Genomic DNA, 24763 nt, shown 5'->3' with positions numbered 1-24763 from the left:
CTAAATGGCTGTTTTGTCGTTCTCATCCGGCACGGCCTCGTGCGCCAGGCGGGCGGCGGGCTCGCCGAGGGCGTACGCCCAGGGCGCTGGAAAAACCTATCGAGGCGCGAGAACTTTTTGGCGCAGGCGTGTCTTAGTGGGTACAGACAACAGCGCGATGGCAGTCGCTAACACTGTTGCTCTGGCTCGCAGTTTCGATCTTGCCGCCCATGGCTCCATGTGGCGGCTTTCTTTTGGCTCTTCGCTCTTTAGCGTGAATATGTTTGGCAAGCTTTAAGGTGGGAGGCCGGCTCTGCCGGGCGAAGGCGCCGTAGGTGCCCCTTGGGTAGCGCTGCGCACTACTTCGCGAGCTAAAGCTCCCTCCCACAGCACCAGTTCACGCCAGTCTGCTATGAACCTTTCTTTTGTGCGCGACGCGCCGCCGTAAACGCCTGACGCAGCGACGCCCGACAGGGTGGGCCGGGCGTCGTCAGTGGGGATTAGGCGTGGCGCATGCGCAGGATGGCAGTCAGCACGTCGCGTCGGGTGACGATGCCGACCAGGCGCTCCTGCTCGGTCACCGGGTAGACCTTGGGCTTGGAGCCGAGCATCTCCTGGGCCAGGTCGGTGATGCTCTTGTTGGCCGTTACCGAGAGCACCTCGTGACGCATCAGCTCCCTGACCAGCGGCGGTTCCTCGTTGAGATAGGCGCTCTCCAGCAGCTTGCCGAGGACATCCTGTTCGGAGATGAAGCCGATCAGGTGATCATGGCTGTCGACCACGGGCACGCCGGGGAGTCGGTGCAGTGCCAGGCCTTCGGCCAGAGTGGTGACCGAGGTGTTGCCGGTGACCCGGTAGCAGTCGCGGGACATGATATCGCGAACGATGGTGGGGGCCTTGCTGGGCATGGCGGATCTCCTTGTCCATGGTTCTGTTGCGTTCAGCATAGCCGAATGGGGTAGGGGCGAAGCGGACGGTCGCCAACACTTTTACCAACGCTGGGCTTCCACGGCTCCGGAACCCGGCAGAGGTCGTGCGCTCCAAATGAATAATGCTTGTGCCTGGCAAGGTTCGCCGTCCAGTCTGACAGTTGGTAGCTGTTTGCCATCAAGAGGAGATCGCGATGGATGCACGGGAAGACATGGCCAAGAAAGGCATTGGCGGGGGCCGTGATGAAGAGCGCCCCAATACGCTCGAAGAGAAGGCCTGGGCGCGAGCCCGCGAGGCCGGCGATCATCGCCCGCGGGCGGGGACGCCCCACGACTGGGAAGACTGGGAGCGCCACCATGACGAGCTCGCCGAGGGGGTCGAGAGATCGATCAGAAGATCGATCACGAGGCTCACCGGGCGCTCAAGGAGGGGAAGCCAAAGCCCTCCCGGGTCACGACGGCGACGTGTCGCAAGAGACGGGTGCCAGCCCGGTGCCGGCTCATCCCTCGGTGCGGCTGGCGTTCACGACCTTGGCGGTGTTGCTGCCGCCGCTGGCCGTTGGGCTGTCCCGCGGCGGGAGCAGGCGCCTGATGGTCAATGTGCTGCTGACCCTGCTTGGCTGGCTCCCCGGCGTGGTGCATGCGCTGCGCTGGTTGCAGCATGCCAAGGCCCGGCGTCGCTTCTGATCCCCCTTTATCACCTTCTTTCCTTACTCACCTTCTCTCGCTTCCTAGCGTCTCGTCCCGGCCGGCCGAAAAGCCGTCCTGCAGTCGTCTTCGCTGCCTCCGCGGAGGTGTCTGTGCGAGGCGCTCTGTCGTGGCGTTCCGAAAGCGGCTGCTTCCCAGATGTTCGTTTTGCATCTTTTATGATTGTGTTCGAAAGTCGTGCGGCCTGCTTGTCTGGGCGCTATTTTCGGCATGAATACGCAAGCGTTAATGTATTTTCCGGTTATTTTGCTACTAAAGTCGCATAAATTTCTCGGCATCAGGCGTTGCCTTGGGTGTCGTGTCAGGCTAATGTCGCTATCGAAATCGAACATTGAGAGGGCGGGTGTGATCGAAAGCGAACATGCCGATGGGCGGCGCAATGGCCTTCCTGTTCGTTTCGACGCAGCTCACCGATAGCGCTAACGCCAACAACCACAATACAGCGAGGATGCGTCATGACCCCTTTTCTAGGCGAGATATTCGGCACGATGCTGCTGATCATATTCGGCGGCGGCGTGGTCGCCGGGGTGGTGCTGAAGCACTCCAAGGCCGAAGCGAGCGGCTGGATCGTCATTACCTTCGGCTGGGGCCTGGGTGTGGCGATGGCCATCTATGCGGTAGGCCAGTTCAGCGGCGCCCACATCAACCCTGCGGTCACTCTGGGCTTGGCGGTCATCGGCGAGTTTCCCTGGGCCAAGGTGCCAGTCTATGTGCTGGCACAGATGATCGGCGCCTTTATCGGCGCGGTGGTGGTCTGGCTGCACGATTACCCGCACTGGGAGCGCACCGAGAGCCAGGCCGCCAAATTGGCGGTGTTCTGTACCGACCCGGCCATCGCCCATACGCCGTCCAACCTGATGAGCGAGATCATCGGTACTTTCGTGCTGGTGCTGGGCGTGCTCGCAATCGGGGCCAATGAGTTCACCGAGGGGCTCAATCCGCTGATCATCGGGCTGTTCATCCTCGCCATCGGCCTCTCTCGGGGGCACCACCGGCTACGCCATCAACCCGGCTCGCGATCTGGCCCCGCGCCTGGCTCACTGGCTCTTGCCGGTGGCCGGCAAGGGCCCTTCGAACTGGAAGTACGCCTGGATACCCGTGGTGGGACCGCTGGTGGGCGGGGTGGCCGGAGGGCTCTTCTACCGCCATGTCTTCATTGATAGCAGCACTGCCGCCATGATGATCGCGCTGGGGGTGATCATGACCTGTCTGGGCGTGGATTTCATCTTCGCCAAGCGCTGGCCAACCGGTAAAACGAAGCTCGAGCAAGAGTGATCGCTGCGTTACCCGCACCGTTCATCGCCATTACTAAGATAACAACAGCAACATTGCTACCCGCCACACCTAGGAGGCCACTCATGGAAAAACAATACGTCATGTCGTTCGATCAGGGCACGACCAGCTGCCGTGCCATCCTCTTCGACCGCGACGCCCAGATCGTCGGCGTCGCCCAGAAGGAGTTCACGCAGTATTACCCCACGCCCGGCTGGGTCGAGCACGATGCCATGGAGATCTGGGGAGTCAGATGGGGGTGGCTCGTGAAGTGCTGGAAACCCAGGGGATCAAGCCTTCGCAGGTGGCCGCCATCGGCATTACTAACCAGCGCGAAACCACGGTGGTCTGGGACCGGCATACCGGCAAGCCCATCCACAACGCCATCGTCTGGCAGGACCGGCGCACGGCGTCGCTGTGCGACCAGCTCAAGGAGCGCGGCCTGGAGGATTACATTCGTGATACCACCGGCCTGGTGGCGGACGCCTACTTCTCGGGCACCAAGATTCGCTGGATTCTCGATAACGTCGAAGGTGCCCAGGAGCGGGCGGAGCGCGGCGATCTGCTGTTCGGCACCATGGATACCTGGCTGGTCTGGAACCTGACCCGCGGCGAGCGTCATGTCACCGACTACAGCAATGCCTCGCGCACGCTGCTCTACAACATTCGCAGCCTGGAGTGGGATGCCCGCATGCTCGATGAGCTGGATATTCCGGCCTCCATGCTGCCCGAGGTGCGGCCCTCCAGCGAAGTCTACGGGACCACTGGGGCCGAAATGTTCGGCGGTGCTCGCGTGCCCATCGCCGGTATCGCCGGTGACCAGCAGGCCGCGCTGTTCGGTCAGGCCTGCTTCGAGAAGGGCATGGTGAAGAACACCTACGGCACCGGCTGCTTCTTGCTGATGAACACCGGCGATACGCCGGTGCCTTCCAAGTCTGGGCTGTTGACCACCATCGCCTGGGGGCTGAATGGCAAGGTGGAGTACGCGCTCGAAGGCGCCATTTTCATTGCCGGGGCGGCCGTGCAGTGGCTGCGCGACGAGCTCAAGCTGATCGATTCCGCCGAGGACTCGGAGTACTACGCCGGCAAGGTGGATGACGCCGGTGGCGTCTACGTGGTGCCGGCCTTTGCCGGCTTGGGAGCGCCCTACTGGGACATGTACGCCCGCGGGGCGATCTTTGGCATCACCCGGGGCACGCGCAAGGAGCACATCACCCGCGCCACCCTGGATTCACTGGCCTATCAGACTCGCGATGTCATCGATGCCATGCAGGCCGACTCCGGCATCACACTCAAGTCCCTGCGAGTGGACGGCGGTGCCGTGGCCAACAACGTCATGATGCAGTTCCAGGCCGACATGCTGGGAGTCAACGTGGAGCGCCCTCGGATCACCGAGTCCACGGCGCTGGGGGCGGCGTACCTGGCCGGCATCGCCGTGGATCTGTGGACCCAGGAGGAGGTGAGCGGCAAGGTCAAGCTGGAGCGCACCTTCGAGCCGCAGATGGACGCCGAATGCCGGGAGCGTAGCTACAAGGGGTGGAAGAAGGCCGTCCGGCGCACCATGCACTGGGAGCGGGACGAAGAAGACTGACCGCTCTGCCGCCGCCTCGCACGCCGCCGGGTGCTCACGCCCGATGTCCGGTGGCGAGGCGAGGTTCGCGGTGCCGCCCGGCGCACTGGGCGGCTCCCATCTTCGCAACAGACGAGTGCTCACATGCAACTGCGTAACAGCAATATCGGCAAACTGGCCAACGATACCTACGATGCGCTGGTCATTGGTGGCGGCATCAACGGCGCCTCGGCGGCGGCGGCGCTGGCCGGCAAGGGGGTCAAAGTGGCGCTGATCGACCGCGGCGATTTCGCCGGCAGCACCAGCATGCACTCCTCCAACCTGGTCTGGGGAGGCATCAAGTACATGGAAAGCTATGACTTTTCACTGGTGCGAAAGCTCTGCAAGAGTCGCAACCACCTGATCAAGAGCTTCCCCTCTACGGTGAAGGAGATCCGCTTTCTGACCACCATCACCCAGGGGTTTCGCTATCGGCCGCGCTACCTGTGGGCGGGCACCTGGCTGTACTGGCTGATGGGCAATGGCTTTACGCGGACTCCCCGATTCCTCACGCCGGCAGCCCTCAAGCAGCGGGAGGCGATCATCGATGTCGGGGATGCCGTGGGCGGCTTCGAGTACTCCGACGCCTACCTGCATGACAACGATGCCCGTTTCGTCTTTAATTTCGTCCGCAGTGCCTTGAACTATGGGGCCGTGGCGGCCAACTACGTCGAGTCCCAGGGCGCCCGCCGCGAGAACGGGGTCTGGGTGACCCGCGCCCGTGACGTGATGGACGGCGAAAGTTTCGAGATCCGTGCCAAGGTGTTGATCAATGCCGCCGGGCCCTGGGTCGACAAGCACAATGAGCTGACCGGGCAGCAGACCCGCCACCGGCACGCTTACTCCAAGGGCATTCATCTGATCGTGCCGCGACTGACGGAGAGTCAGCGCGTGCTGGCCTTCTTCGCCGATGACGGCCGGCTGTTCTTCGTCATTCCCATGGGCCAGCGTACCTGCATCGGCACCACCGATACGCGCATGGAGAGTCCGGAGGTGCACGTCACCGACAGCGATATCGACTTCGTGCTGGACAACATCAACAAGCGTCTCGACCTGGACGCGCCGCTCAGCCGCGACGATATCATCGCCACCCGCTGCGGCGTTCGCCCCCTGGCGGTCGAAGCCAGCGCCGGCGGCAGCCGCGATTTCCTACAGCTGTCACGAAAGCATGCCGTCGATACCGACCCTGCCAAGGCGCATATCAGCATCTTCGGTGGCAAGCTGACCGACTGCCTGAACGTAGGCGAGGAGATCGTCGACGAGGTCAAGCGACTGGGCGTCGCGGTGCCATATCCTGACTACCGCTGGTACGGCGAGCCTCCCGAGTCGGTGCGCCAGGAATTCCTCCACCAGGCAAGGCTAATGGGGCTGGACGCCATGACCTCGCCGGAGGCCTCGGAGCCCTTGACGGCCCGGCTGTGGCGACGCTACGGCACTCATGCCCTGGATATGATCGAGGAAATTCGCGAGGATCCGCGCCAGGGTGAGCTGTTGATAGAGGGCACCGAATACATCCGCTGCGAGCTGCGCCAGGCTCAGCGCCGCGAGATGATCACCCGGCTCGAAGACTTCCTGCGTCGCCGCTCGAAGATCTCGCTGGTGGTCAGCAACGAGCGGATTCGCCGCTCGCCCGGTCTGCTCGAAGCCTGTGAGATCCTGTTTGGTGATCAGGCTCGGACTCGCTTCGATGAGTACTTCGCCGAGACGCCCGAGTCGGCGCCAGAGCAGGCGGAGCGCGCCGAGGCGTCGGGGCGCTAGTCAAGAGAGGACTGCATTGATGCCCGCGGCTGGGTGGGTATAATCTCCGTCAACCTGATTTTTTGACTGGAGTTAACCGTGGGCTATCTCATCGGCGTCACCGCCCTCTGGGCCTTCTCGTTCTCGCTGATCGGCGTCTACCTGGCCGGCCAGGTGGACAGCTACTTCGCGGTGCTGGTGCGGGTGGCGCTGGCGGCGCTGGTATTCCTGCCCTTTCTGCGCCCCGCGCTGCTCAAGGGCCGCCAGCGCCTGGCGCTGATGGCCCTGGGGGCCGTCCAGCTGGGCGCGATGTATATCTTCTTCTATCAGTCCTTCCTGCTGCTCTCGGTGCCGGAGGTGCTGCTGTTCACCATCTTCACGCCGCTCTATGTGGCGCTGCTCGACGACGCCCTGTTCGGGCGCTTCACCCCCTTCTACCTGCTCACCGCCGCCCTGGCCGTGCTGGGCGCGGCGGTGATCCGTTACGACGGGGTCAGCGGCGACTTCTGGCTCGGCTTTCTGGTGGTGCAGGGAGCCAACCTCTGCTTCGCCCTGGGACAGGTGGGCTATCGGCGGCTCTCCGCCGAGCTGCCGGCGTCGCTGCCACGCTACAGCGTCTTCGCCTGGTTCTATCTGGGCGCCATGGCCGTGGCGCTGCCGGCCTTCGCGCTGCTCGGCAACGCAGGCGCCATGCCCACCACCGGCGTGCAGTGGGGGGTGCTGGCCTGGTTGGGACTGGTGGCCTCGGGCCTGGGCTACTTCCTGTGGAACCTGGGGGCCACCCGGGTCGACGCCGGAGCGCTGGCGATCATGAACAACGCCCTGATTCCCGCCGGTCTGCTGGTCAACCTGGTGATCTGGAACCGCGACGCCGACCTGGTCCGCCTGGCGCTGGGCGGCGCGATCATCGTCGGCTCGCTGCTGCTCAACGAATGGTGGCTTCGCCGGCGGGTGCCGGCTGCGGCTTGAGTTTGCTGGGCCCGCGGCCAGCCGCCATAATGAGCGGCCGTGATCCGAGAGGCCAGGGAATGCAATCCTTCAAGAATATCGGGCTGATCGGCCGCCTGGGCAGCGCCAAGGTGGTCGATACCCTCAAACGGCTGATGCACTTCCTCGACGAAGCGGGCTATCACGTCATCGTCGAGGATCGCACCGCGACGGTGCTGCTCGACCACGGCCATCCCGAGGCCAGTCGACGCACCCTGGGCGAGCTGTGCGACCTGGTTATCGTGGTGGGGGGCGACGGCAGCCTGCTGGGGGCGGCGCGCACCCTCTGTCACAGCGGCACCCTGGTGCTGGGCGTCAATCGTGGACGGCTGGGGTTTCTCACCGATATCTCCCCGGACGAGCTGGAGGAGCGGGTCGGCCACGTGCTGGCCGGGCAGTACGAGGTGGAGGAGCGCTTCCTGCTGGATGCAGAGCTCTATCGCGGCGATACCCTGGTCGGCAGCGGCGACGCGCTCAACGAGGTGGTGCTGCACCCGGGCAAGGCGGTGCGCATGATCGAGTTCGAGCTGTTCATCGACGGTCAGTTCGTCTATAGCCAGCGCAGCGACGGCCTGATCATGGCCACGCCCACCGGCTCTACCGCCTACTCGCTCTCCGGCGGCGGCTCCATCATGCATCCCAAGCTCGACGTCATCGAGCTGGTGCCGATGTTCCCGCACACCCTCTCCAGCCGACCCATCGTCATCGATGCCGCCAGCGAAATCCGCGTGCATATCGGTGAGACCAACCAGACCTATCCGCATATCAGCTGCGACGGCCAGACCCGCGCGGTGGCCAAGCCCGATGATGTGCTGGTGGTGCGCCGCAAGCCCCAGCGGGTGCAGCTGGTGCATCCGCTGGGACACAACTTTTATGAAGTCCTGCGCAGCAAGCTGGGCTGGAGCAACCGCCTGGGGGACTGAGGTGACGGCAATCGAAGGCTACGACCTGATCGGCGACGTGCACGGCTGCGGTGCCACCTTGGCCGCGCTGCTGGAGAAGCTCGGCTATCACCAGCGTGGCGGCGTCTACCGCCATCCGCGACGGCGGGTCATCTTCCTCGGCGATCTGATCGACCGCGGCCCGCGCATTCGGCTGGCGGTGACCATCGCTCGGCGCATGGTAGAGGAGGGCGAGGCCCATATCGTCATGGGCAACCACGAATACAACGCCCTGGCCTACTGCCATCGGGCCCCGCGCCGTCTGGGGCGGGAATGGCTGCGCGACCACTCGCCGCGCCACAACCGCATCATCAAGGAAACCCTGGATCAGTACCGCGATCATCCTGCCGAGTGGGAGGATACCCTGGCCTGGTTCCTGGAGATTCCGCTGTTCCTGGAGTTTGCCGGCCTGCGCGTGGTCCACGCCTGCTGGGACCAGTCGCTGATCGATGCCCTGTGCCGCGAGCGCCCCGACGGGCGCATCGACGAGCGCTTCCTGGAGGCCTCGGTGGACCCCTCGACCCAGGCGTTTCGCATCCTCGACCGCCTGACCCGGGGCACCCACATTCCGCTGCCCCGAGGCACCGAGATTCACTCCGGCGACGGCTTCACCCGGCGCAGCTTTCGCGCCCACTTCTGGGCCCGGGCTCCGGTCACCTGGGCGACGTGGTCTTCCAGCCCGACAACCTCCCCGGCGATCTGGAGCAGCGGCCACTGACCGACGAGGAGCGGGCTCGGCTGAGCTTCGATGGTCCCGGCGAGCGGCCGCTGTTCATCGGTCACTACTGGTGCGAGGGCATACCCGCGCTGCCTACCGCCAACGTGGCCTGCCTGGACTACAGCGCGGTGAAGTTCGGGCGCCTGGTGGCCTACCGCTGGAGCGGCGAGTCGCGTCTGGATGCCAATCACTTCGTCTGGGTGCGGGTGCCTCGGGAAGAGGAGGCGCGACCCTGCCCCTGGGAGATCGAGTTCGACTGATGCGTTGCGTGCAAGTGACCTAGCCCAGCATACAATTTATTACATGATTTTTTTATCCCGGCGTGAACTTCCCGGGGCGATGCCCATCAGAGTAGGTGTTCCCTTGAATGATCCCTTGCTCTTGTCCGGCGGCCCCCCTTCCGCCGGATTTTTTCTGCGTGCGGGTTTTATGCTGACTCCCGCTGATATGCTGACTCATTGTGGTGTCGCCCCACTCGCCGCATGATGGGATTAGACGCCAATCTCAGGGAGAGCTCATGTATCGCGTCATGCTGTTTCCCCACGATATCGACACCCGCGATCTGCGCCAGGCGCTGTGGGCCCATCGCATCGGTCATCGTTTCACCGAGGAAGCCGAGGGGCAGGTGCTTTGGCTGGCCGACCCCGACCAGCACGAGGCCATGATGCAGCTGTTGACACGCTGGCAGCGCGGCGAGCGGGTCATGCCCGAGCGGCGGCGCCAGCCGGCAGGCGGCGCCTCGCTGGCGGTGCCCTTTCGTCAGGCGCCGGTCTGTGCCACCACCCTGGCGCTGTGTCTGCTGGTGTTCGCGCTGATGGCGATCATGGGCGACATCGTGGTGGCCATGCTCACCATCGTGCCCATCGGTATCGTCAACGGTAGTCTCGCTTTCGGCAGCCTCGGCGATGCGCTGACCTCCGGCCAGGTGTGGCGGCTGCTGTCGCCGGCCTTTCTGCACTTTGGCTGGATGCACCTGATCTTCAACATGCTGTGGCTGTGGTATTTCGGCCGCCAGGTCGAGGCCTTCCACGGCTCGCGGCGCATGCTGATGATCCTGCTGGTGGCCGGGATCGGGGCCAACCTGGCCCAGTACGCCACCGGTACGGTGCTGTTTGGGGCATGTCCGGCGTCGACTACGCGCTGCTCGGCTATGTGTGGCTGATGTCGCGCCGCGCCCCGCACAGCGGCTTCTTCGTGCCGCAGATGCTGGTGGTGTTCATGCTCGGCTGGATGGTCTTCACCATGACCGACGCCGCCGGCGCGGTGGGCTTCGGCAACGTGGCCAACGAGGCCCACCTGGGTGGGCTGGTCGTGGGCCTGGCGATGGGCTGGTACGATTCGAGCCAGGCCCGATTTCGACAGTGACAGGATGACGCCATGAGCGATATGACCTTCGAGCGCATGATCCAGCAGATGACCCCGAGCATCTACGAGAGCCTCAAGCAGGCGGTCTCCCTGCGCAAATGGCCCGATGGGCGCCGGCTGACCGCGGAGCAGACCGAGCTATGCCTGGAGGCGGTGATGCGCTACGAGGTGGAGAGCCGGGTGCCCGAGGAGCAGCGGGTGGGCTACCTGGAGCAGCGCACCTGCGGCAGCGCCAGCAGTGGGGCCGACGTGCCGCCGGAGCTGGCCGGCCTGGCCCGGGACGCCACCCGTGACTGATGACCGGCAGATCGCAGCGACGGAGCCGCTGCAGGGCTGTCTGCGCAAGATGTACATCGAGCCCGGCGCCCCGGGCGAAGCGGCGCGCTATACCCTGCGCGCCGGTGAGCACCGACTGGATCTCAACGCCTGGCTGGGTCGGCCGCTGCGGCTGACCTGGAGCGGCGCCATCGCCTGCACCCACTGCGGGCGCGCCACCCGGAAGAGCTTTGCCCAGGGCTACTGCTATCCCTGCTTCAAGCGGCTCGCCCAGTGCGACACCTGCATCATGAAGCCGGAGCTCTGCCACTACTTCGAGGGGACTTGTCGCGAGCCCGACTGGGGCGAGCGCCACTGCTTCCAGCCCCATGTGATCTACCTGGCCAACGCCTCCGGCCTCAAGGTGGGGATCACCCGCGGCACCCAGGTGCCGACCCGCTGGCTCGACCAGGGGGCCGTGCAGGCGCTGCCGATCCTCGAGGTGGAGACCCGCCAGCAGTCGGGCTTCGTCGAGGTGCTGTTCAAGGAGGAGGTGAGCGATCGCACCAACTGGCGGACCATGCTCAAGGGCGAGACCCGGATGCTGGATCTCCCCGCCGAGCGCGACCGGCTGCTGGCCCGTCTGGCGGGAGGGCTGGACAACCTGCGCGAGCGCTTCGGCGAGGCGGCTATTCGTCCGCTGGACGCAGCGCCGGTGAGCTTCGATTACCCGGTGCTGGAGTTTCCCGCCAAGATCGTCTCCCACAACTTCGACAAGCAGCCCGAGGTCGCCGGGACCCTGCTGGGCCTCAAGGGCCAGTACCTGATCCTCGACAGCGGGGTGATCAACCTGCGCAAGTTCACCGGCTACGAGGTGGCGGTGGCCGCCTGAATGCTGGACTATCCTGTCGACAGCCAGGGTGATCGCATGACGCAACGCTTTCCAATCGGGCAGCTTTTCGCTGGGAAGACATTACCTGTGGGAGGGCGGCTCCGCCGCGCGAAGGCACCGCAGGTGCCCCTTACTGGCAGCGCTACGCGCTGCTTCGCCCGGTAAACCGGCCTCCCACAGCAGACATCACCCATTGTCGTGAGTGCTTCTTGTCGTGCGAGCCCAGTATCGAACATGAGGTTTTGGCAGGAGCTCAACCATGAGCGAGATGCGCGCGATGCGCCTGCAGGCCCCGGGCCAGCCGCTGGTGCTGGAGCGGATTCCCCGCCCCGACCCCGGTCCGGGCGAGGTGCAGTTTCGGGTACTGGCCTGCGGCGTCTGCCGCACCGACCTGCACGTGGTGGACGGAGAACTCAGCGAGCCGACGCTGCCGCTGATTCCCGGCCACGAGATCGTCGGCGAGATCACCGTCCTGGGGGAGGGTGTCGAGGCGCTGCGAGTCGGGCAGCGGGTGGGGGTGCCCTGGCTGGGCTGGACCTGCGGCGAGTGCGAGCCCTGTCGGCGCGGCGACGAGAACCTCTGCGAGCGCGCCGCCTTCACCGGCTACACCCGCGACGGCGGCTACGCCGAATACGGTGTCGCCGATGCCCGCTACTGCTTTCCTCTGGAAGCCGAAGACCCTCAGGCGGCCGCACCGCTGCTCTGTGCCGGCCTGATTGGCTACCGTACCTGGCGGCTGGCGGGCGGGGAGGCGCCGCGGCGGCTCGGCATCTACGGCTTTGGCGCCGCCGCCCATATCCTCGCCCAGCTGGCCGTGGCCAAGGGGCAGGCGGTGTATGCCTTCACCCGCCCCGGCGACAGCGCCGCCCAGGACTTCGCCCGGCGGCTGGGTGCGGTCTGGGCGGGTGGCAGCGACCAGGCGCCACCTGAGCCGCTGGATGCGGCCCTGCTGTTCGCCCCGGTGGGCGAGCTCATCCCCACGGCGCTCTCGCATGTGCGACCGGGAGGCGCGGTGGTATCGGGCGGGATTCGATATGTCCGACATCCCGGCCTTTCCCTATCGGCTGCTGTGGCAGGAGCGCAGCGTCCGCTCAGTGGCCAACCTTACCCGTGGCGACGGCGAGGCCTTCCTGCGGTTGGCACCCCGCGTGCCGATTCGCACCGAGACCCGTGCCTATCCGCTCGACCAGGCCAATCAAGCGCTGGATGACCTGCGTCATGGGCGACTCTCCGGGGCCGCCGTGCTGATGCCCTGAGCCTGGCGCCGGCCGCTCCGCAGGCTTGCCGTTGACAGCCTGCCTGGTCCTGGACGGGCCCCTTGGCTAGGGTGAACAGAGTCGGCACCGTCGATATCAGTCACCGTGCAAGGAAGCTGCTATGCCCTGGCTAAAGTTTCTGCACATCGTTGCTCTGGTCATCTGGTGCGGGACGCTGCTGTATCTCCCCGCGCTGCTCACCCAGAGCCTGTCTCAGCATCGAGATGCCAGCTTCGGCAGCGATGCCCCGCCCTTACCACGCGCCTTGTTCAACGGTCTGACCACCCCGGCGGCGCTGGTCGCCATCGCCTCGGGCACGCTGCTGTTCCTGCTGCATGGCCTGCTGGGCGGCTGGCTCATCGGCAAGCTGGTGGCGGTCAGCGGCATGGTGGTCAGCCATGTGCTGCTGGGCTGGCTGATCCTGCGCCTGGAGGCGGGCAGCGAGCGCTGGCTGGGTGTCGGGGCCCTGGGCTGCGCGCTGCTGGCGGGGCTGAGCATGCTGGTGGTGATCGGGCTGGTGCTGGTCAAGCCGCTGGATTGGACGGGAGGGATGCCATGAAACTCCGGCAGACACCGCCCGGCCGTCGGGCCGGGCGCTCCTCATTCCTGACGCTCCTTAAGGGCGTGCTCCAGGTCGACGCCCACGGCGTGCTCGTAGACCAGCTGGCCGCCGAGAAAGCCGGCCAGGGCGACCAGCCCGGCGGTCAGCAGCGACAGCCCGAGCCCCCAGGGGAGGATGGCGCTGGGATCGTGAAAGCGCAGCAGCCAGTTCAGCGACGCCAGCGACAGCATCATCACCGCGACGATGGCGTGACACCAGCCGGCCACCAGGCGCCGCACCTCCTTGATGGTGGTCAGGTCGATCAGCCCCGCGATGCTGGCGATCCAGCCGCCGAAGGCGCCCACCCCGGCCAGCCACAGGCCGGTTCGCGCCCAGAAGGGATCGCCGGTGTAGAGATAGCCCAGATCGCTGGCCACCAGGGCTATCAGCATCGCCACCGGGAAGTGGATCATCACCGGGTGCAGGGGATGACCGGCGATGGCAGCGTGGCTCTTGATGGTGTGATACACCGTGCCCTTGGGCGTTTGGGTCGCGCGCTGACGTGTCCTGGCCATGGAGCCTCTCCGGGTCGTGACAGTGTCTGTCTTCGCATTCAAGGCGCCGTCCGAGCCGGGGTCAAGTCGCCTGGCCAACGCCCGGTGCTCTGGGCGCTGCCGCTGATGGTCGGCCTGGCCGGCTGCAGCGGCGACACCTCGATCCTCGACCCCGCCGGGCCGGCGGCCCGTGACGTGGCCCTGGTGTGGTGGGGCATGCTGGCCTTCTTCACCCTGGTATTCGTGGCGGTGGTGGGGCTGTGGCTTTACGCCTTTCGCCGCGGCGAGCGCCCCGAGCTCAGCGCCGAGCAGGAACGCCGCATCGCCCGGCGCTGGGTGATCGGCGGCGGCATCCTGCTGCCTGGGGTGACCATCGTCGTTCTGCTGGCCTGGGGGGTGCCGGCAGGCCAACGGATGCTGCCGCTGCCCGGCGGCGAGTCGCCGATGGTCATCAAGGTGGTGGGGCACCAGTGGTGGTGGGAGGTGCGCTACCCCGACGCCGAGGGCGGCGAGGTGGTGACTGCCAACCAGCTGGTGATGCCGGCGGGCGAGCCGGTGGACTTTCAGGTCACCGGGGCCGACGTGATCCACTCTTTCTGGATTCCGCGCCTGGGGGCAAGATCGACATGATTCCCGGCCGCACCAACCGGATTCGCCTGGAGGCCGACCAGGCCGGCGTCTTCGGTGCCCAGTGCGCCGAGTTCTGTGGCGCCCAGCATGCCCATATGCGCCTCCACGTGGAGGCGATGCCGAGAGACGACGTCGAGGACTGGCTGGCGGCGCGGCAGCCCGAGCCAGAGACGGTACCGGAGCACGCCGAGTCGCGGGAACACTTCCGTGAGCACTGCGCGGATTGCCATCGTGTCGCCGGTGTCAGCGAGGGTAACCTGGGCCCCGACCTGAGCGATGTGGGCGCGCGCGCCACCCTAGGGGCGGGGGTGATGGCCATGCAGGAGGGCGCCATCGGCGAGTGGCTGCAGCGCCATCAGGACCTCAAGCCCGGTAACCGCATGCCCGCCCATGACGACATCGACGCCGAGACCCTGGAGCAGATCGGCGCCTGGCTGGAGACCCTGCAACCATGAGCGAGACCGCCCGTCGCGACCCCGCAGAGCTGCATCGCAACATGGAGGAAGTGTGGGGCAACCCCCGCGGCCTGCGGGCCCTGACCATCGTCAATCATACCACCCTGGGCCTGCGCTTCATGGCCACCGGCCTGGTCTTCTTCCTGCTCGGCGGGGTGCTGGCGATGCTGGTGCGCACCCAGCTGGCGTTCCCCGACCAGGCCTTCCTGTCGCCGGAGATCTATAACCAGGTCACCACCATGCACGGCACGGTGATGATGTTCCTGTTCGCCATCCCCATGCTCGAGGGGCTGGCGATCTACATGATCCCCAAGATGATCGGCGCACGCGACCTGGTCTGCCCCCGGCTCACCGCCCTGGGCTACTGGTGCTACCTGTTCGGCGGCATCATCCTGTTCTCCAGCCTGCTGCTGGAGATGGCGCCGGACAGCGGCTGGTTCATGTACACCCCGCTGAGCTCCGGCGAGTTCTCGCCGGGGCCGGGCTCCGACTTCTGGCTGCTCGGCATCACCTTCATCGAGATATCGGCCATGGCCGCGGGGGTCGAGCTGGTGGTATCGATCCTGCGCACCCGCACCCAGGGCATGTCGCTGCTGCGCATGCCGCTGTTCGCCTGGTACATCCTGGTCATGGCACTGATGATCGTGGTGGGCTTCCCGCCGCTGATCCTCGCCAGCATCCTGCTGGAGCTGGAGCGGGCGGCCGGGATGCCGTTCTTCGAGGTGGCCGCCGGCGGCGATCCCATCCTTTGGCAGCACCTGTTCTGGCTGTTCGGCCACCCCGAGGTGTACATCATCTTCCTGCCGGCGGCGGGGATCGTCTCGACCCTGATTCCGGTCTTCGCCGGGCGCCCCATTGTCGGCTATGGCTGGGTGGTGGCGGCAGTGATCATCACCGGCTTCGTCAGCTTCGGGCTCTGGGTGCACCATATGTTCACGGTGGGCATCCCGCAGCTCGCCCAGGCTTTCTTCTCCGCCGCCAGCATGCTGGTGGCGGTGCCCACCGCCATCCAGATCTTCGCCTGGCTGGCCACCCTGTGGCTGGGCAGGCCGCGCATGACCCTGCCGATGCTGTGGATCGTCGGCTTCCTGGTGATCTTCGTCTGTGGCGGGCTGACCGGCGTGATGCTGGCGCTGGTGCCCTTCAACTGGCAGGTCCACGACACCCACTTCGTGGTGGCCCACCTGCACTATGTGCTGGTTGGCGGCATGCTCTTCCCGCTGATCGCCGGGGCCTATTACTGGCTGCCGCTGCTCTCCGGGCGGCTGCCCAACGAACGGCTGGGGCGCTGGGGGTTTTGGCTGACCTTCATCGGCTTCAACCTGACCTTCCTGATCATGCACTGGACCGGGCTCTTGGGCATGCCGCGGCGTGTCTATACCTACGACGCCGGCATGGGCTGGGAGCTGTTCAACCTGATCTCGACCCTGGGGGCTTCATGATGTCGGCCGGCATTGCCATGCTGCTGCTGGATCTGGGCCTGCACTTCCGCTTCGGCCGGCGGGCGCCGCGCAACCCCTGGGGCGCCGATACCCTGGAGTGGGTCAACACCATGCCGCCGAGTCCCTATAACCTGGTCAGTCTGCCGGCGGTGCACAGTCGCCATCCGCTCTGGGACGATCCGGACCTGCCCCGCAGCACCTCGGCCGGGGAGCACGGCCTGCCCGGGGCCCCCTACGGGCGCCGCGAGCTCTGGGGCAGCGATCCCCTGACCGGCAAGCTGCGCGAGGTGATCCATATTCCTACCAGCAGCTGGTGGCCCTTCCTGGCGGCCGCCGCCCTGGCGGTGGTGTGCGTCAGCCTGCTGGTGCGGGTCTACTGGGTGGCGGCCCTGGCCACCCTGGTAGCCACGCTGCTGCTGCTGCGCTGGTCCTGGGAGAACGGCGCCCACCCCCGCGCCGCCGCGGACGGCCGGGTGGCCGAGGGCTACCCGCCGCTGCACTCCCGCACCCTGGACGGCCCGGGGCGCTGGTGCATGGGCATCGCGCTGCTGGCCAACGGCTCGCTGCTGCTGTCGCTGCTGTTCGGCTGGTTCTATCTGTGGACCGTCTCGCCCGAATGGCGGATGCCCGAGGCCTCGCCGCTGTCGCTATCGATGCTGCTCGCCGCCGGCGCGCTGCTCACCCTGGGCTGGCTGGGCTTCGAGCGGCTGGTTCGGGCGCTCTGCCAGCGCCGCGACCGGGGGCTGGGCCCGGGGCTCTACGCGGTGGCGGCCCTGGGCGGGCTGCACCTGCTGGGGGTGATCGCGCTGCTCTGGCAGGCGCCGATCGCCCCCACCGACAATGCCCACGATGCGGTACTCTGCGTGGCGCTGATCTACCTGATGATTCATGCCGGCCTGGCCACGGTGCTGGCTCTGCTGCAGGCGCTGCGGGTCGGCTACGGCTACGTCGGCGCCGAGCTGCCCTACGAGCCGCGGGTGGTGGTGCTGCTGTGGCGCTACCTGCTGGGGGCCTACTGGCTATCGGCGGCATCGCTGTGGCTGCTGCCGACGCTGCTGGGAGGTGGCGCATGAGACCCAACCTGCCGCTGACCCATCCGCTGCATCTGGCCATCGGCCTGACCCTCTGGAGCCTGTGGTTCGTGATCGTCTATGGCGGCCTGTCCGTAGCCTGTGCGGTGGCCCCCCCGGCGCCGGAGCGGGGGCGCTGACTCCCATCAACCTGGCGCTGGGCCTGCTCACCCTGGCCACCGTGGCACTGCTCGCCGCCCTGGCATGGCGCAGCTGGCAGGTTGCCGGGGCCGCCAGCGGCCGCGGCTGCTACGTGGCGCGCGTCGCCGCCTGGCTCTACGCCTTCTCGGCGGTGGGCACGCTCTACATCGGGGTGCCGGTGATCGCCGTGCCGCCATGCCTGTAGCGCCGTCGGCGTCGGGAACTTCCTCTCGCGAGGCGCTGTTCTCGGTGCAGGGGCTGCGGTGCACCAGCTGTGCGCTGGCGGTGGAGGCGCAGCTGCGGCGTCTGCCGGGCGTCCACTCGGCCAGCCTGCACTACCCCAGCGCGACCCTGCTGGTGAGCGGAGAGCCGGATGCGCTGGAGGAGGCGCGCCTGGCCCCGGCGGTGGCGCGGCTCGGCTACCGCCTGGCGCCGCCGGAGGCGGCGCGGGATGCCGAGGCGCGCCTGGAGGCGGAGAGCCGCTACCTGAGCCTGCGGCTGCTGGTGGCGGCGGCCTTCGGCATGTGGACCATGCTCGCCTCGCTGCTGATCTACGCCGGTGCCCTGCCCGACGACGACCTGGAGCGGGTAATGGCCTGGGTGTCGGGGGCCTTCTCGGTGCCGGTGGTCGCCTACGCAGGCCTGCCGTTCTATCGCGCCGGCTGGCGCACGCTCAGGGCGCGCCTGCCGGGTATGGATGCCCTGGTCTCGCTGGGCGCCCTGGGGGCGGTGGCCGTGTCGGTGTGGCTGCTGGGGCGCGGCTCGGCGGAGGTCTATTTCGATACCGCCGTGATGCTGATCGGCCTGCTGCTGGTGGGGCGCCTGGTGGAGACCCTCTGCCGCCACCGGGGGCTGCGTGCCCTGCAGGCGCTGCATGAGCCCCCGGCCGAGGTGTGCCGATGGGAGGGGGGGCGCTGGCAGCCTTGCGCCCTGGAGGCGGTGCGCCGCGGCGATCGGCTGTGGGTGGCGGCCGGGGCCCCCATCCCTCTGGATGGCACCCTCCGTTCGGACGAGGCGCGGCTCGACATGGCGCCGCTCACCGGCGAGAGCGCCCCGCAGCGCCGGCTGTCCGGCGAGGCGGTGGCCGCCGGCTGCCGCAATGCGGGAGCGGCGCTGGAGATGACGGTCAGCGCCGAGGCCGGTGAGTGCCGGCTCGACCGCCTCTGCGAGCAGATGTGGTGGCAGCAGGCCCGCAAGGGCGAGCTGGCGCGCCTCGCCGATCGCTTCGCCGCCTGGCTGAGCCCGCTGGCGGTGGGGCTGGCCGGGCTGACCCTGCTGCTCGCCTGGCTGGCCGGGATCCCGGCGGAGGAGGCGGTGGTGCGTGCCCTCTCGGTGCTGGTGGTGGCCTGCCCCTGTGCCGTGGGGCTGGCGATTCCTCTGGCCGGGCTCGCCGGCAGCGGTCGCGCCCTGGAGCGGGGCATCGCGTTTCGCGATCCCGCCGCCTTCGAGACCCTGGCCCGGGTGCGCTCGGCCGCCTTCGACAAGACCGGCACCCTCACCGCCGGTGAGCCCGCCGTCACCCGGCTGCTGCCGGCGCCGGACATCGAGGCGGAGCCGCTGCTGGCGCTGGCCGCCCTGGCGGCCCAGGGCAGCGACCACCCCCTGGCCCGTGCCCTGGGGCGCGCGGCCCACGATGGGGGCTGCCTGCGGCCGGCGAGGTGGCCAGTCAGCAGGAGATTGCCGGCCTCGGCCGCCGGGTCCAGCTGGTCGACGGCCGCGAACTGTGCCTGGGGAGCCGGGCCTGGCTGGCGCAGCGGGGGATCGCCGTGCCGGCGGACGAACCCGGAGGCGACAGCGAGGTGGCCCTGGCCTGCGACGGTCGCTGGCTGGGGAGCGTCCTGCTGGGCGAGGCGGCGCTGCCCGGCAGCGCCGAGACCCTGGCGCGGCTGCGCCGCGGCGGCCTTGCCCTGGCGCTGATCAGCGGCGATCGTCCGCCGGCCGTGCGGCGGCTGGGCCGGGCACTGGGCCTGGGCGAGGCGGAGTGCTTCCCCGGCCGCTCCCCCGAGGCCAAGGCGGCGCTGATCGAGGCGCTCCCCCAGCCGTCCCTCTACGTGGGTGACGGCATCAACGATGCCCTCGGCCTGGCCACGGCCAGCGTCGGCATGGCGCCCCTGGGGGCCAGCGCGGCGGCCCGGGAGGGGGGGCGGTGGTGCTGCTGCGATCGGGCATCGGCGGCGTCGAGGAGGCCTGGTGCCTGGCCCGGCGCACGCGGCGGGTGATGCGCCAGAACCTGGTGCTCTCGGCGCTCTACAATGCGCTGGCGCTGGGGCTGGCGGTGAGCATGACGATCCCGCCCCTGGTGGCGGTGCTGGCCATGGTGGCCAGTTCGCTGAGCGTGATGGGCAACGCCGCGCGGCTGGCCTGGAGCCAGGCGCCGGCGACCGGGGCACTGGCTCGGGCCGGCCAGCCGAGCCGCCGCTGGTCCCCGCGGGCGGCGCCGGAGGCAGCCCGACGCAAGCGTCTTGAGCGTCTCCCTATGGCGCAGGGACGCTGGTGCCTGTCGGCGGCGGGGGAGCTTGCTATGATGGGCGCCGTTTTCGAGCCAACGCAGGATGCCCCCTATGCTCATCGAGACCATCGCGCGCCTTCGGCCGGTCGACAAGGCGATCGTCCCCCAGGTCGTCGACCACCTCAATTGCCTGACCAAGCCGCCGGGCAGCCTGGGACAGCTGGAGTCGCTGGCCGTCAATCTGGCCACTATGACCGGCGAGCCCTTGCCGCGGGTGTCGCCTCCCGGGGTGCTGGTGTTCGCCGCCGACCACGGCGTGGCGGTCGAGGGCGTCTCCGCCTTCCCCCGTCGGTGACCGCCCAGATGGTGGCCAACTTCGTGGCCGGCGGGGCGGCGATCAATGTCTTCGCCCGGGGGATCGGGGCGCGACTCGAGGTGATCGACGTGGGGGTGGCCGAGGCGCTGCCGACCGTGGGGGTCGTCGACGAGAAGGTGCGCCTGGGCACGGCCAATGTCATCGAGCAGGATGCCATGAGCGCCAGCGAGGCCGAGCGCGCCATCGAGGCGGGCATCCGCGCCGCCGAGCGGGCCGTCGATGCCGGCTGCCGCTGCCTGATCGTCGGCGAGATGGGCATCGCCAACACCACCGCCAGCAGCGCCCTGCTGGCGGTGCTGACCGGCAAGCCGGTGGCCAGCCTGACCGGGCCCGGCACGGGGCTCGTGGAGGAGCGCCTGGCCCACAAGCGAAGGATCATTTCCCGGGCCATCGAGGCCCGGGCGCCGGATCCCGACAATCCCTGGAGGTGCTGGCGAAGCTGGGCGGCCTGGAGATCGCCGCCATGGTCGGCGCCTACCTGGGCGGCGCGGCGCGGCGGGTGCCGCTGCTGGTGGACGGCTTCATCGCCACCACGGCGGCACTGCTGGCCTGCCGACTCAGCCCGTCGGTGCGCGACTATCTGATCTTCGGCCATCGCTCCCGGGAGCCGGGGCACGCCCACGCCCTGGCCGCCCTCGGCGCTCACCCCCTGCTCGACCTGGAGCTGCGCCTGGGCGAGGGCACCGGGGCGGCCCTGGCCTTCCCGCTGCTCGAGTCGGCCAGCCGGATGCTGAGTGAGATGGCCACCTTCGACACGGCCGGCGTCGACGCCGGCGAGGCGGACGGGGCGGGATGACCGAGCCGCTCTCCCTGGCGCTGCTGGGCCTGGTGGCCGCGGCCGTCCTGCTGGATCTGCTGATCGGCGACCCGCGGCGCCTGCCCCATCCGGTGGTGGGCATGGGCGCGGTGATCGCCCGGCTGGAACGGGCCTGGAACCGCGGCTCCCCCGGGCCAGGCGACGCAAGGGCTACCTGCTGACGGCGCTGGTGGTGGCGGGCGTCTTCCTGCTCGCCTGGCTGGCGCTGGCGGGACTCGCCCGCCTCCATCCGGGCCTGGCGCTGGCCGCCGAGCTGTGGCTGCTGGCCACCACCCTGGCCATCAAGGGGCTGCGCGATGCCGCCCTGGCGGTGGCGCTGCCGCTGGCCCGGGGCGATCTCACCGAGGCGCGACGGGCCCTGGGGCAGGTGGTGGGACGCGACACCGAGGCGCTGGAGGAGGCCGAGATCACCCGAGGCGCGGTCGAGACGGTCGCCGAGAACAGCGTGGACGGTATCACCGCGCCGCTGTTCTTCGCCCTGCTCGGCGGGGTGCCCCTGGCGCTAGCCTACAAGGCGGTCAACACCCTCGACTCCATGGTCGGCTACCGCAGTGCGCGCTATGCCGACTTCGGCTACGCCTCGGCCAGGCTCGACGACCTGGCCAACTGGCTGCCGGCACGGCTGACCGCCCTGGCGATGTGCCTGGGGGACTGGCCGTGGGCGGCGCTCGCCGGCGTGGGGCCATGGCCGCGGTGGTGCGCGAGGCGCCGCGTCACCCCAGCCCCAACAGCGGCTGGCCGGAGGCGATGATGGCGCGCCTGCTGGGCGTTCAGCTGGGGGGCACCAACCGCTACGCCGGCGTGGCGTCCCACCGTGCCACCCTGGGGGAGCCTCACGAGGCGCTGGGGGTGGCCCATGTTCACCGGGCGATTCGCCACATGCACGCCGGCTGGGCGCTCTTCCTGCTGATCATGGCCGGCGGGGTGCTGCTGAGGGAGGCGCTGCGATGAGCCCGTCTCCGCCATGGCCGGCCCACGGGGGCCAGGCCGCCGCGCTGCTGGGCCGCTTCGGGCTGCCCGCCGATCATCCGCTGATCGACTTCAGCGCCAATCTCAACCCCCTGGGGCCGCCGGCCTGGGTGCCGGCGAGGCTCGCGGCGCTGGTGCAGGGGCTTGCCCGCTACCCGGCGCCGGACTACACCCGGGCGCGTGCCGCCATCGCCCGTCGAGAGGGCGTCGGAATCGATCAGGTGCGGCTCACCAACGGCGGGGCCGAGGCGATCTTTCTCGCCGCAGCGCTGCACGCCGGCACCCGGGCGGCCATCGTCGAACCCAGCTTCGCCGAGTACGCCCGGGCCTGCGCCGCCCACGGCCTGGCGGTGTCGTCGATTGCGCTGACCCCACCGCACTTCCGGCTCGACCCCGAGCGGGTCGCGGCGCAGCTGGCGGGCTGTCGGGTGCTGTTCCTGTGCCGGCCCAACAACCCCACCGGCACCCTGGTGCCCCGCGAGGCCGTCGAGCGGCTGCTGGCGCTGACCGAGCCCCTCGGCTGCCGGGTGGTGGTCGACGAGGCCTTTATCGATTTCGTCGCCCCGGACGACGAGCGCCTGACGCCGCTGCTCTCGCGCTTTCCCCACCTGCTGCTGCTGCGCTCGCTGACCAAGTGCTATACGCTGCCGGGGCTGCGGCTGGGCTATCTGCTGGGGAGGGCCGAGACCCTTCGCCGGGCCGGCGACCATCAGCCGCCCTGGAGCGTCAATCACCTGGCCGCCGAGCTGGTGGAGCCGCTGCTCGACGATGACGACTTCATGACCCGGATGCACAGCTGGCTGGCGGCGGAGCACCCCCGGCTGCAGCGGGGCCTCGCCGGGCAGGGCCTGCGGGTCGTGCCCAGCCGTGCCAATTTCTTCCTGGTCCAGCCCGCCGGGGGCCCCAGGCCACCCCGGGACTGTTCGAGGGGCTGCTGCGTCGCGGGATGCTGGCCCGCCACACCCACAACTTCGCCGGCCTCGACGGCGGCTGGCTGCGCCTGGCGCTGCGCGACCGTGCCGACAACGACCGGCTGCTGGCGGCGCTGGCCGAGGAGGCCGGGGCATGATCGCCTTCGTCAGCGGCGGGGCGCGCTCGGGCAAGAGCGAGGTGGCCGAGCGCCTGGTGGGCGAGCGGCAGCGCCGGGGCGGCGGGCCGCGGGCCTACCTGGCCACCGCCCGCCCCAGCGACTCCGAGATGGCCGCCCGTATCGCGCGCCACCGCCGTACGCGGGGGAGGGCTGGCTCACCCGGGAGGCCCCCCTGGCGCTGGGCCAGGCCCTCGAGGAGATGCCGGCGGGCGCCTGCGTGCTGCTCGACTGCCTGACCCTGTGGGCCAGCCGCGCCCTCTACGAGGCGCGATACAGCCACGATCAGGGGCTCGAGCAGTTCGTCGCCCTGCTGGCCGATGCCCGCGCCCGGCCCCTCGACCTGGTGGTGGTCTCCAACGACCTCAACGAGGACCTGCCACCCCGCGACGCCGAGACCTGGCGCTACATCGCCTTTCTGCAGCACCTGCACCGCCGCCTCGCCGCCGAGGCGGACCGGGTGATCGAGGTAGTGGCCGGCGTGCCCATCGAGTGGAAAGCATGAGGTTCATCGCAGACTGGCGTGAACTTACCCTGTGGGAGGGAGCTTCAGCTTGCGAAGTAGCGCGCAGCGCTACCCATGGGGCGCCTACGTTGAAGCGTTGAACCGCCGGCAGAGCCGCCTACCACCATAGAACCTGGCAAGCATGTTCACGCTAAAGTGCGAAGAGCCAAACATAAGTAAGGTAGAAGACAGGTGACGTGTATGGGTACCGACAAGGTGCATATCCTCGACCGACGTGGCTTCAACGGCGATGTCTATTCGATGATCGACGACGCCATGGCCTGGCTGCTCTCCAAGCTCAACGTCGCCTATATCATCAAGCACGTGAAGCGCGAGGAGCGCCCCGAACTGCCGGAGGAGGCTCTGCGCGAGGCGGTGGTCAATGCCCTGGTGCACCGCGACTACCGCTCCACCGCCAATGTGCATGTCTATGTGTTCAAGGATCGGGTCGAGGTGGTCAGCCCCGGCGGCCTGCCTGCTGGCATGAGCGAGGCGGACCTGGGCATCAAGAGCATCCCGCGCAACCCGCTGCTGTTCGGCATGCTGCACCGCATGGAGGCCGTGGAGCATATCGGCTCCGGCATCCGGCGCATCCGCCGGCTGTGCGCCGAGTATGGTGTGGCCGAGCCAGAAATCGAGGTCTCGCCGCACTGGTTCGTGCTGCGTTTTCCGCGGCAGGTGATGGCTGAGGAGGGGGAGCGGGAGCGGGAGCGACTTGGTCCCGACTCCGAAAAAGTCACCCCGGAAGTTATCCCGGAAGTCACCCCGGAAGTCACCCCGGAAGTTCGCCTGTGCGGGGTTCTGGATGGGGAAATGTCGCGGCAGGCGCTTCAAGAGAAGCTTTCCTTGAAGGATGCTGAATATTTCCGTAAAGCCTATTTAGTGCCTGCCTTGGGAAAGGGGCTGATAGAAATGACCATCCCCGACAAGCCCCGCAGCAGCAAGCAGCGTTATCGGCTGACCGAGCGCGGCCGGCGCTACCTCGAAGAGCACGCCCCGGAGCAGAACGACAAGGATGCTTGATAACTCGGGATTCCCCTCAACAGTGCTGCCGATGGAGCGATAGCCCTGCATGCCTA

18 protein-coding genes and 10 pseudogenes are annotated in these 24763 nt (G+C 68.2%); 25 read left to right on the top strand and 3 right to left on the bottom strand.

All coding sequences use genetic code 11. The features are described from left to right. Positions 1-479: 479 nt before the first annotated feature. Positions 480-887: a CBS domain-containing protein gene (locus ACSJDS_RS15785; RefSeq protein WP_473034084.1), complete on the bottom strand. Its 408-nt coding sequence runs from the start codon at positions 885-887 to the stop codon at positions 480-482. 486 nt (positions 888-1373) lie between these two features. Here ACSJDS_RS15785 and ACSJDS_RS15780 point away from each other — a divergent pair, with 486 nt between their 5' ends. The 12 genes and pseudogenes from ACSJDS_RS15780 (at position 1374) to ACSJDS_RS15725 (ending at position 13207) form a co-directional block, all read left to right on the top strand. Next, complete coding sequence (locus tag ACSJDS_RS15780) at positions 1374-1595, top strand: YqaE/Pmp3 family membrane protein (protein WP_473034082.1); 222 nt, start codon at positions 1374-1376, stop codon at positions 1593-1595. Between the two features lie 476 nt (positions 1596-2071). After that, positions 2072-2699, top strand: a pseudogene (locus ACSJDS_RS15775) (MIP/aquaporin family protein); the annotation flags it as partial. A 275-nt stretch (positions 2700-2974) separates the two neighbouring features. Continuing rightward, positions 2975-4479: pseudogene (gene glpK / locus ACSJDS_RS15770) on the top strand (glycerol kinase GlpK). A gap of 123 nt (positions 4480-4602) precedes the next feature. Next, positions 4603-6255 (top strand): glycerol-3-phosphate dehydrogenase/oxidase, encoded by a 1653-nt coding sequence (locus ACSJDS_RS15765; RefSeq protein WP_473034080.1) that lies wholly within the window; start codon positions 4603-4605, stop codon positions 6253-6255. 78 nt (positions 6256-6333) lie between these two features. Then, on the top strand, positions 6334-7203 hold the full coding sequence (locus ACSJDS_RS15760) for a carboxylate/amino acid/amine transporter (protein ID WP_473034079.1): 870 nt from the start codon (positions 6334-6336) through the stop codon (positions 7201-7203). Between the two features lie 59 nt (positions 7204-7262). Further along, positions 7263-8144 carry an NAD(+) kinase gene (locus ACSJDS_RS15755; RefSeq protein ID WP_473034078.1) on the top strand — a complete coding sequence of 294 codons (882 nt, stop codon included), beginning with the start codon at positions 7263-7265 and terminating at the stop codon, positions 8142-8144. Between the two features lie 10 nt (positions 8145-8154). Beyond that, a pseudogene (locus ACSJDS_RS15750) lies at positions 8155-9140 on the top strand (metallophosphoesterase). 257 nt (positions 9141-9397) lie between these two features. After that, positions 9398-10245, top strand: a pseudogene (locus ACSJDS_RS15745) (rhomboid family intramembrane serine protease). 12 nt (positions 10246-10257) lie between these two features. Beyond that, positions 10258-10542 (top strand): YeaC family protein, encoded by a 285-nt coding sequence (locus ACSJDS_RS15740; RefSeq protein ID WP_473034077.1) that lies wholly within the window; start codon positions 10258-10260, stop codon positions 10540-10542. Positions 10543-10591: 49 nt separating this feature from the next. Next, positions 10592-11392, top strand: a complete 801-nt coding sequence (locus ACSJDS_RS15735; protein ID WP_473035047.1) for a DUF2797 domain-containing protein — start codon at positions 10592-10594, stop codon at positions 11390-11392. 259 nt (positions 11393-11651) lie between these two features. Continuing rightward, on the top strand, positions 11652-12602 hold the full coding sequence (locus tag ACSJDS_RS15730) for an alcohol dehydrogenase catalytic domain-containing protein (RefSeq protein ID WP_473034076.1): 951 nt from the start codon (positions 11652-11654) through the stop codon (positions 12600-12602). A gap of 167 nt (positions 12603-12769) precedes the next feature. Then, entirely contained in the window at positions 12770-13207 is a 438-nt protein-coding gene (locus ACSJDS_RS15725) for a CopD family protein (RefSeq protein WP_473034075.1), read from the top strand. 41 nt (positions 13208-13248) lie between these two features. Here the strand turns inward: ACSJDS_RS15725 and ACSJDS_RS15720 are convergent, their stop codons facing one another. Beyond that, a complete protein-coding gene (locus ACSJDS_RS15720) occupies positions 13249-13764 on the bottom strand; it encodes a DUF2231 domain-containing protein (protein WP_473034074.1) in 516 nt (171 codons plus the stop codon). 84 nt (positions 13765-13848) lie between these two features. Here ACSJDS_RS15720 and ACSJDS_RS15715 point away from each other — a divergent pair, with 84 nt between their 5' ends. The 6 genes and pseudogenes from ACSJDS_RS15715 (at position 13849) to ACSJDS_RS15690 (ending at position 19700) form a co-directional block, all read left to right on the top strand. Next, positions 13849-14373, top strand: a complete 525-nt coding sequence (locus ACSJDS_RS15715) for a cytochrome c oxidase subunit II (RefSeq protein WP_473034073.1) — start codon at positions 13849-13851, stop codon at positions 14371-14373. Continuing rightward, positions 14370-14828, top strand: coding sequence for a c-type cytochrome (locus ACSJDS_RS15710; protein WP_473034071.1), 459 nt, complete (start codon positions 14370-14372; stop codon positions 14826-14828). The genes ACSJDS_RS15715 and ACSJDS_RS15710 overlap by 4 nt, the downstream gene beginning before the upstream one ends. Continuing rightward, positions 14825-17343, top strand: a pseudogene (gene ctaD / locus ACSJDS_RS15705) (cytochrome c oxidase subunit I). The gene ACSJDS_RS15710 and the pseudogene ctaD overlap by 4 nt, the downstream one beginning before the upstream one ends. Further along, positions 17340-17480, top strand: coding sequence for a hypothetical protein (locus ACSJDS_RS15700; protein WP_473034070.1), 141 nt, complete (start codon positions 17340-17342; stop codon positions 17478-17480). The pseudogene ctaD and the gene ACSJDS_RS15700 overlap by 4 nt, the downstream one beginning before the upstream one ends. A gap of 64 nt (positions 17481-17544) precedes the next feature. Beyond that, a pseudogene (locus ACSJDS_RS15695) lies at positions 17545-19062 on the top strand (heavy metal translocating P-type ATPase); the annotation flags it as partial. A 77-nt stretch (positions 19063-19139) separates the two neighbouring features. After that, positions 19140-19700 carry an HAD family hydrolase gene (locus ACSJDS_RS15690; protein WP_473034069.1) on the top strand — a complete coding sequence of 187 codons (561 nt, stop codon included), beginning with the start codon at positions 19140-19142 and terminating at the stop codon, positions 19698-19700. Positions 19701-19728: 28 nt separating this feature from the next. Here the strand turns inward: ACSJDS_RS15690 and ACSJDS_RS15685 are convergent, their stop codons facing one another. Next, positions 19729-19938 carry a hypothetical protein gene (locus tag ACSJDS_RS15685; RefSeq protein WP_473034068.1) on the bottom strand — a complete coding sequence of 70 codons (210 nt, stop codon included), beginning with the start codon at positions 19936-19938 and terminating at the stop codon, positions 19729-19731. A gap of 104 nt (positions 19939-20042) precedes the next feature. Here ACSJDS_RS15685 and cobT point away from each other — a divergent pair. From cobT to ACSJDS_RS15650, 7 genes and pseudogenes are all read left to right on the top strand, one after another. Beyond that, a pseudogene (gene cobT / locus ACSJDS_RS15680) lies at positions 20043-21102 on the top strand (nicotinate-nucleotide--dimethylbenzimidazole phosphoribosyltransferase). After that, entirely contained in the window at positions 21099-21284 is a 186-nt protein-coding gene (locus ACSJDS_RS15675) for a cobalamin biosynthesis protein (protein ID WP_473034067.1), read from the top strand. Before cobT ends, ACSJDS_RS15675 begins: the two are co-directional and overlap by 4 nt. A gap of 8 nt (positions 21285-21292) precedes the next feature. Beyond that, positions 21293-22074, top strand: a pseudogene (cbiB, locus tag ACSJDS_RS15670) (adenosylcobinamide-phosphate synthase CbiB). Further along, a pseudogene (locus tag ACSJDS_RS15665) lies at positions 22071-22922 on the top strand (pyridoxal phosphate-dependent aminotransferase); the annotation flags it as partial. The pseudogenes cbiB and ACSJDS_RS15665, both read left to right, overlap by 4 nt. A gap of 116 nt (positions 22923-23038) precedes the next feature. Then, positions 23039-23161: a hypothetical protein gene (locus ACSJDS_RS15660; RefSeq protein ID WP_473034066.1), complete on the top strand. Its 123-nt coding sequence runs from the start codon at positions 23039-23041 to the stop codon at positions 23159-23161. Beyond that, positions 23158-23684 (top strand): annotated as a pseudogene (locus tag ACSJDS_RS15655) (bifunctional adenosylcobinamide kinase/adenosylcobinamide-phosphate guanylyltransferase). Before ACSJDS_RS15660 ends, ACSJDS_RS15655 begins: the two are co-directional and overlap by 4 nt. 201 nt (positions 23685-23885) lie before the next feature. Then, entirely contained in the window at positions 23886-24707 is an 822-nt protein-coding gene (locus ACSJDS_RS15650) for a Fic family protein (RefSeq protein ID WP_473034065.1), read from the top strand. The last annotated feature ends 56 nt before the right edge of the window (positions 24708-24763 follow it).

Source organism: Halomonas sp. SL18_1, from assembly GCF_055755715.1.
Note: the sequence above shows the minus strand (reverse complement) of the source record. Positions and strands in the feature narration are given on the sequence as shown.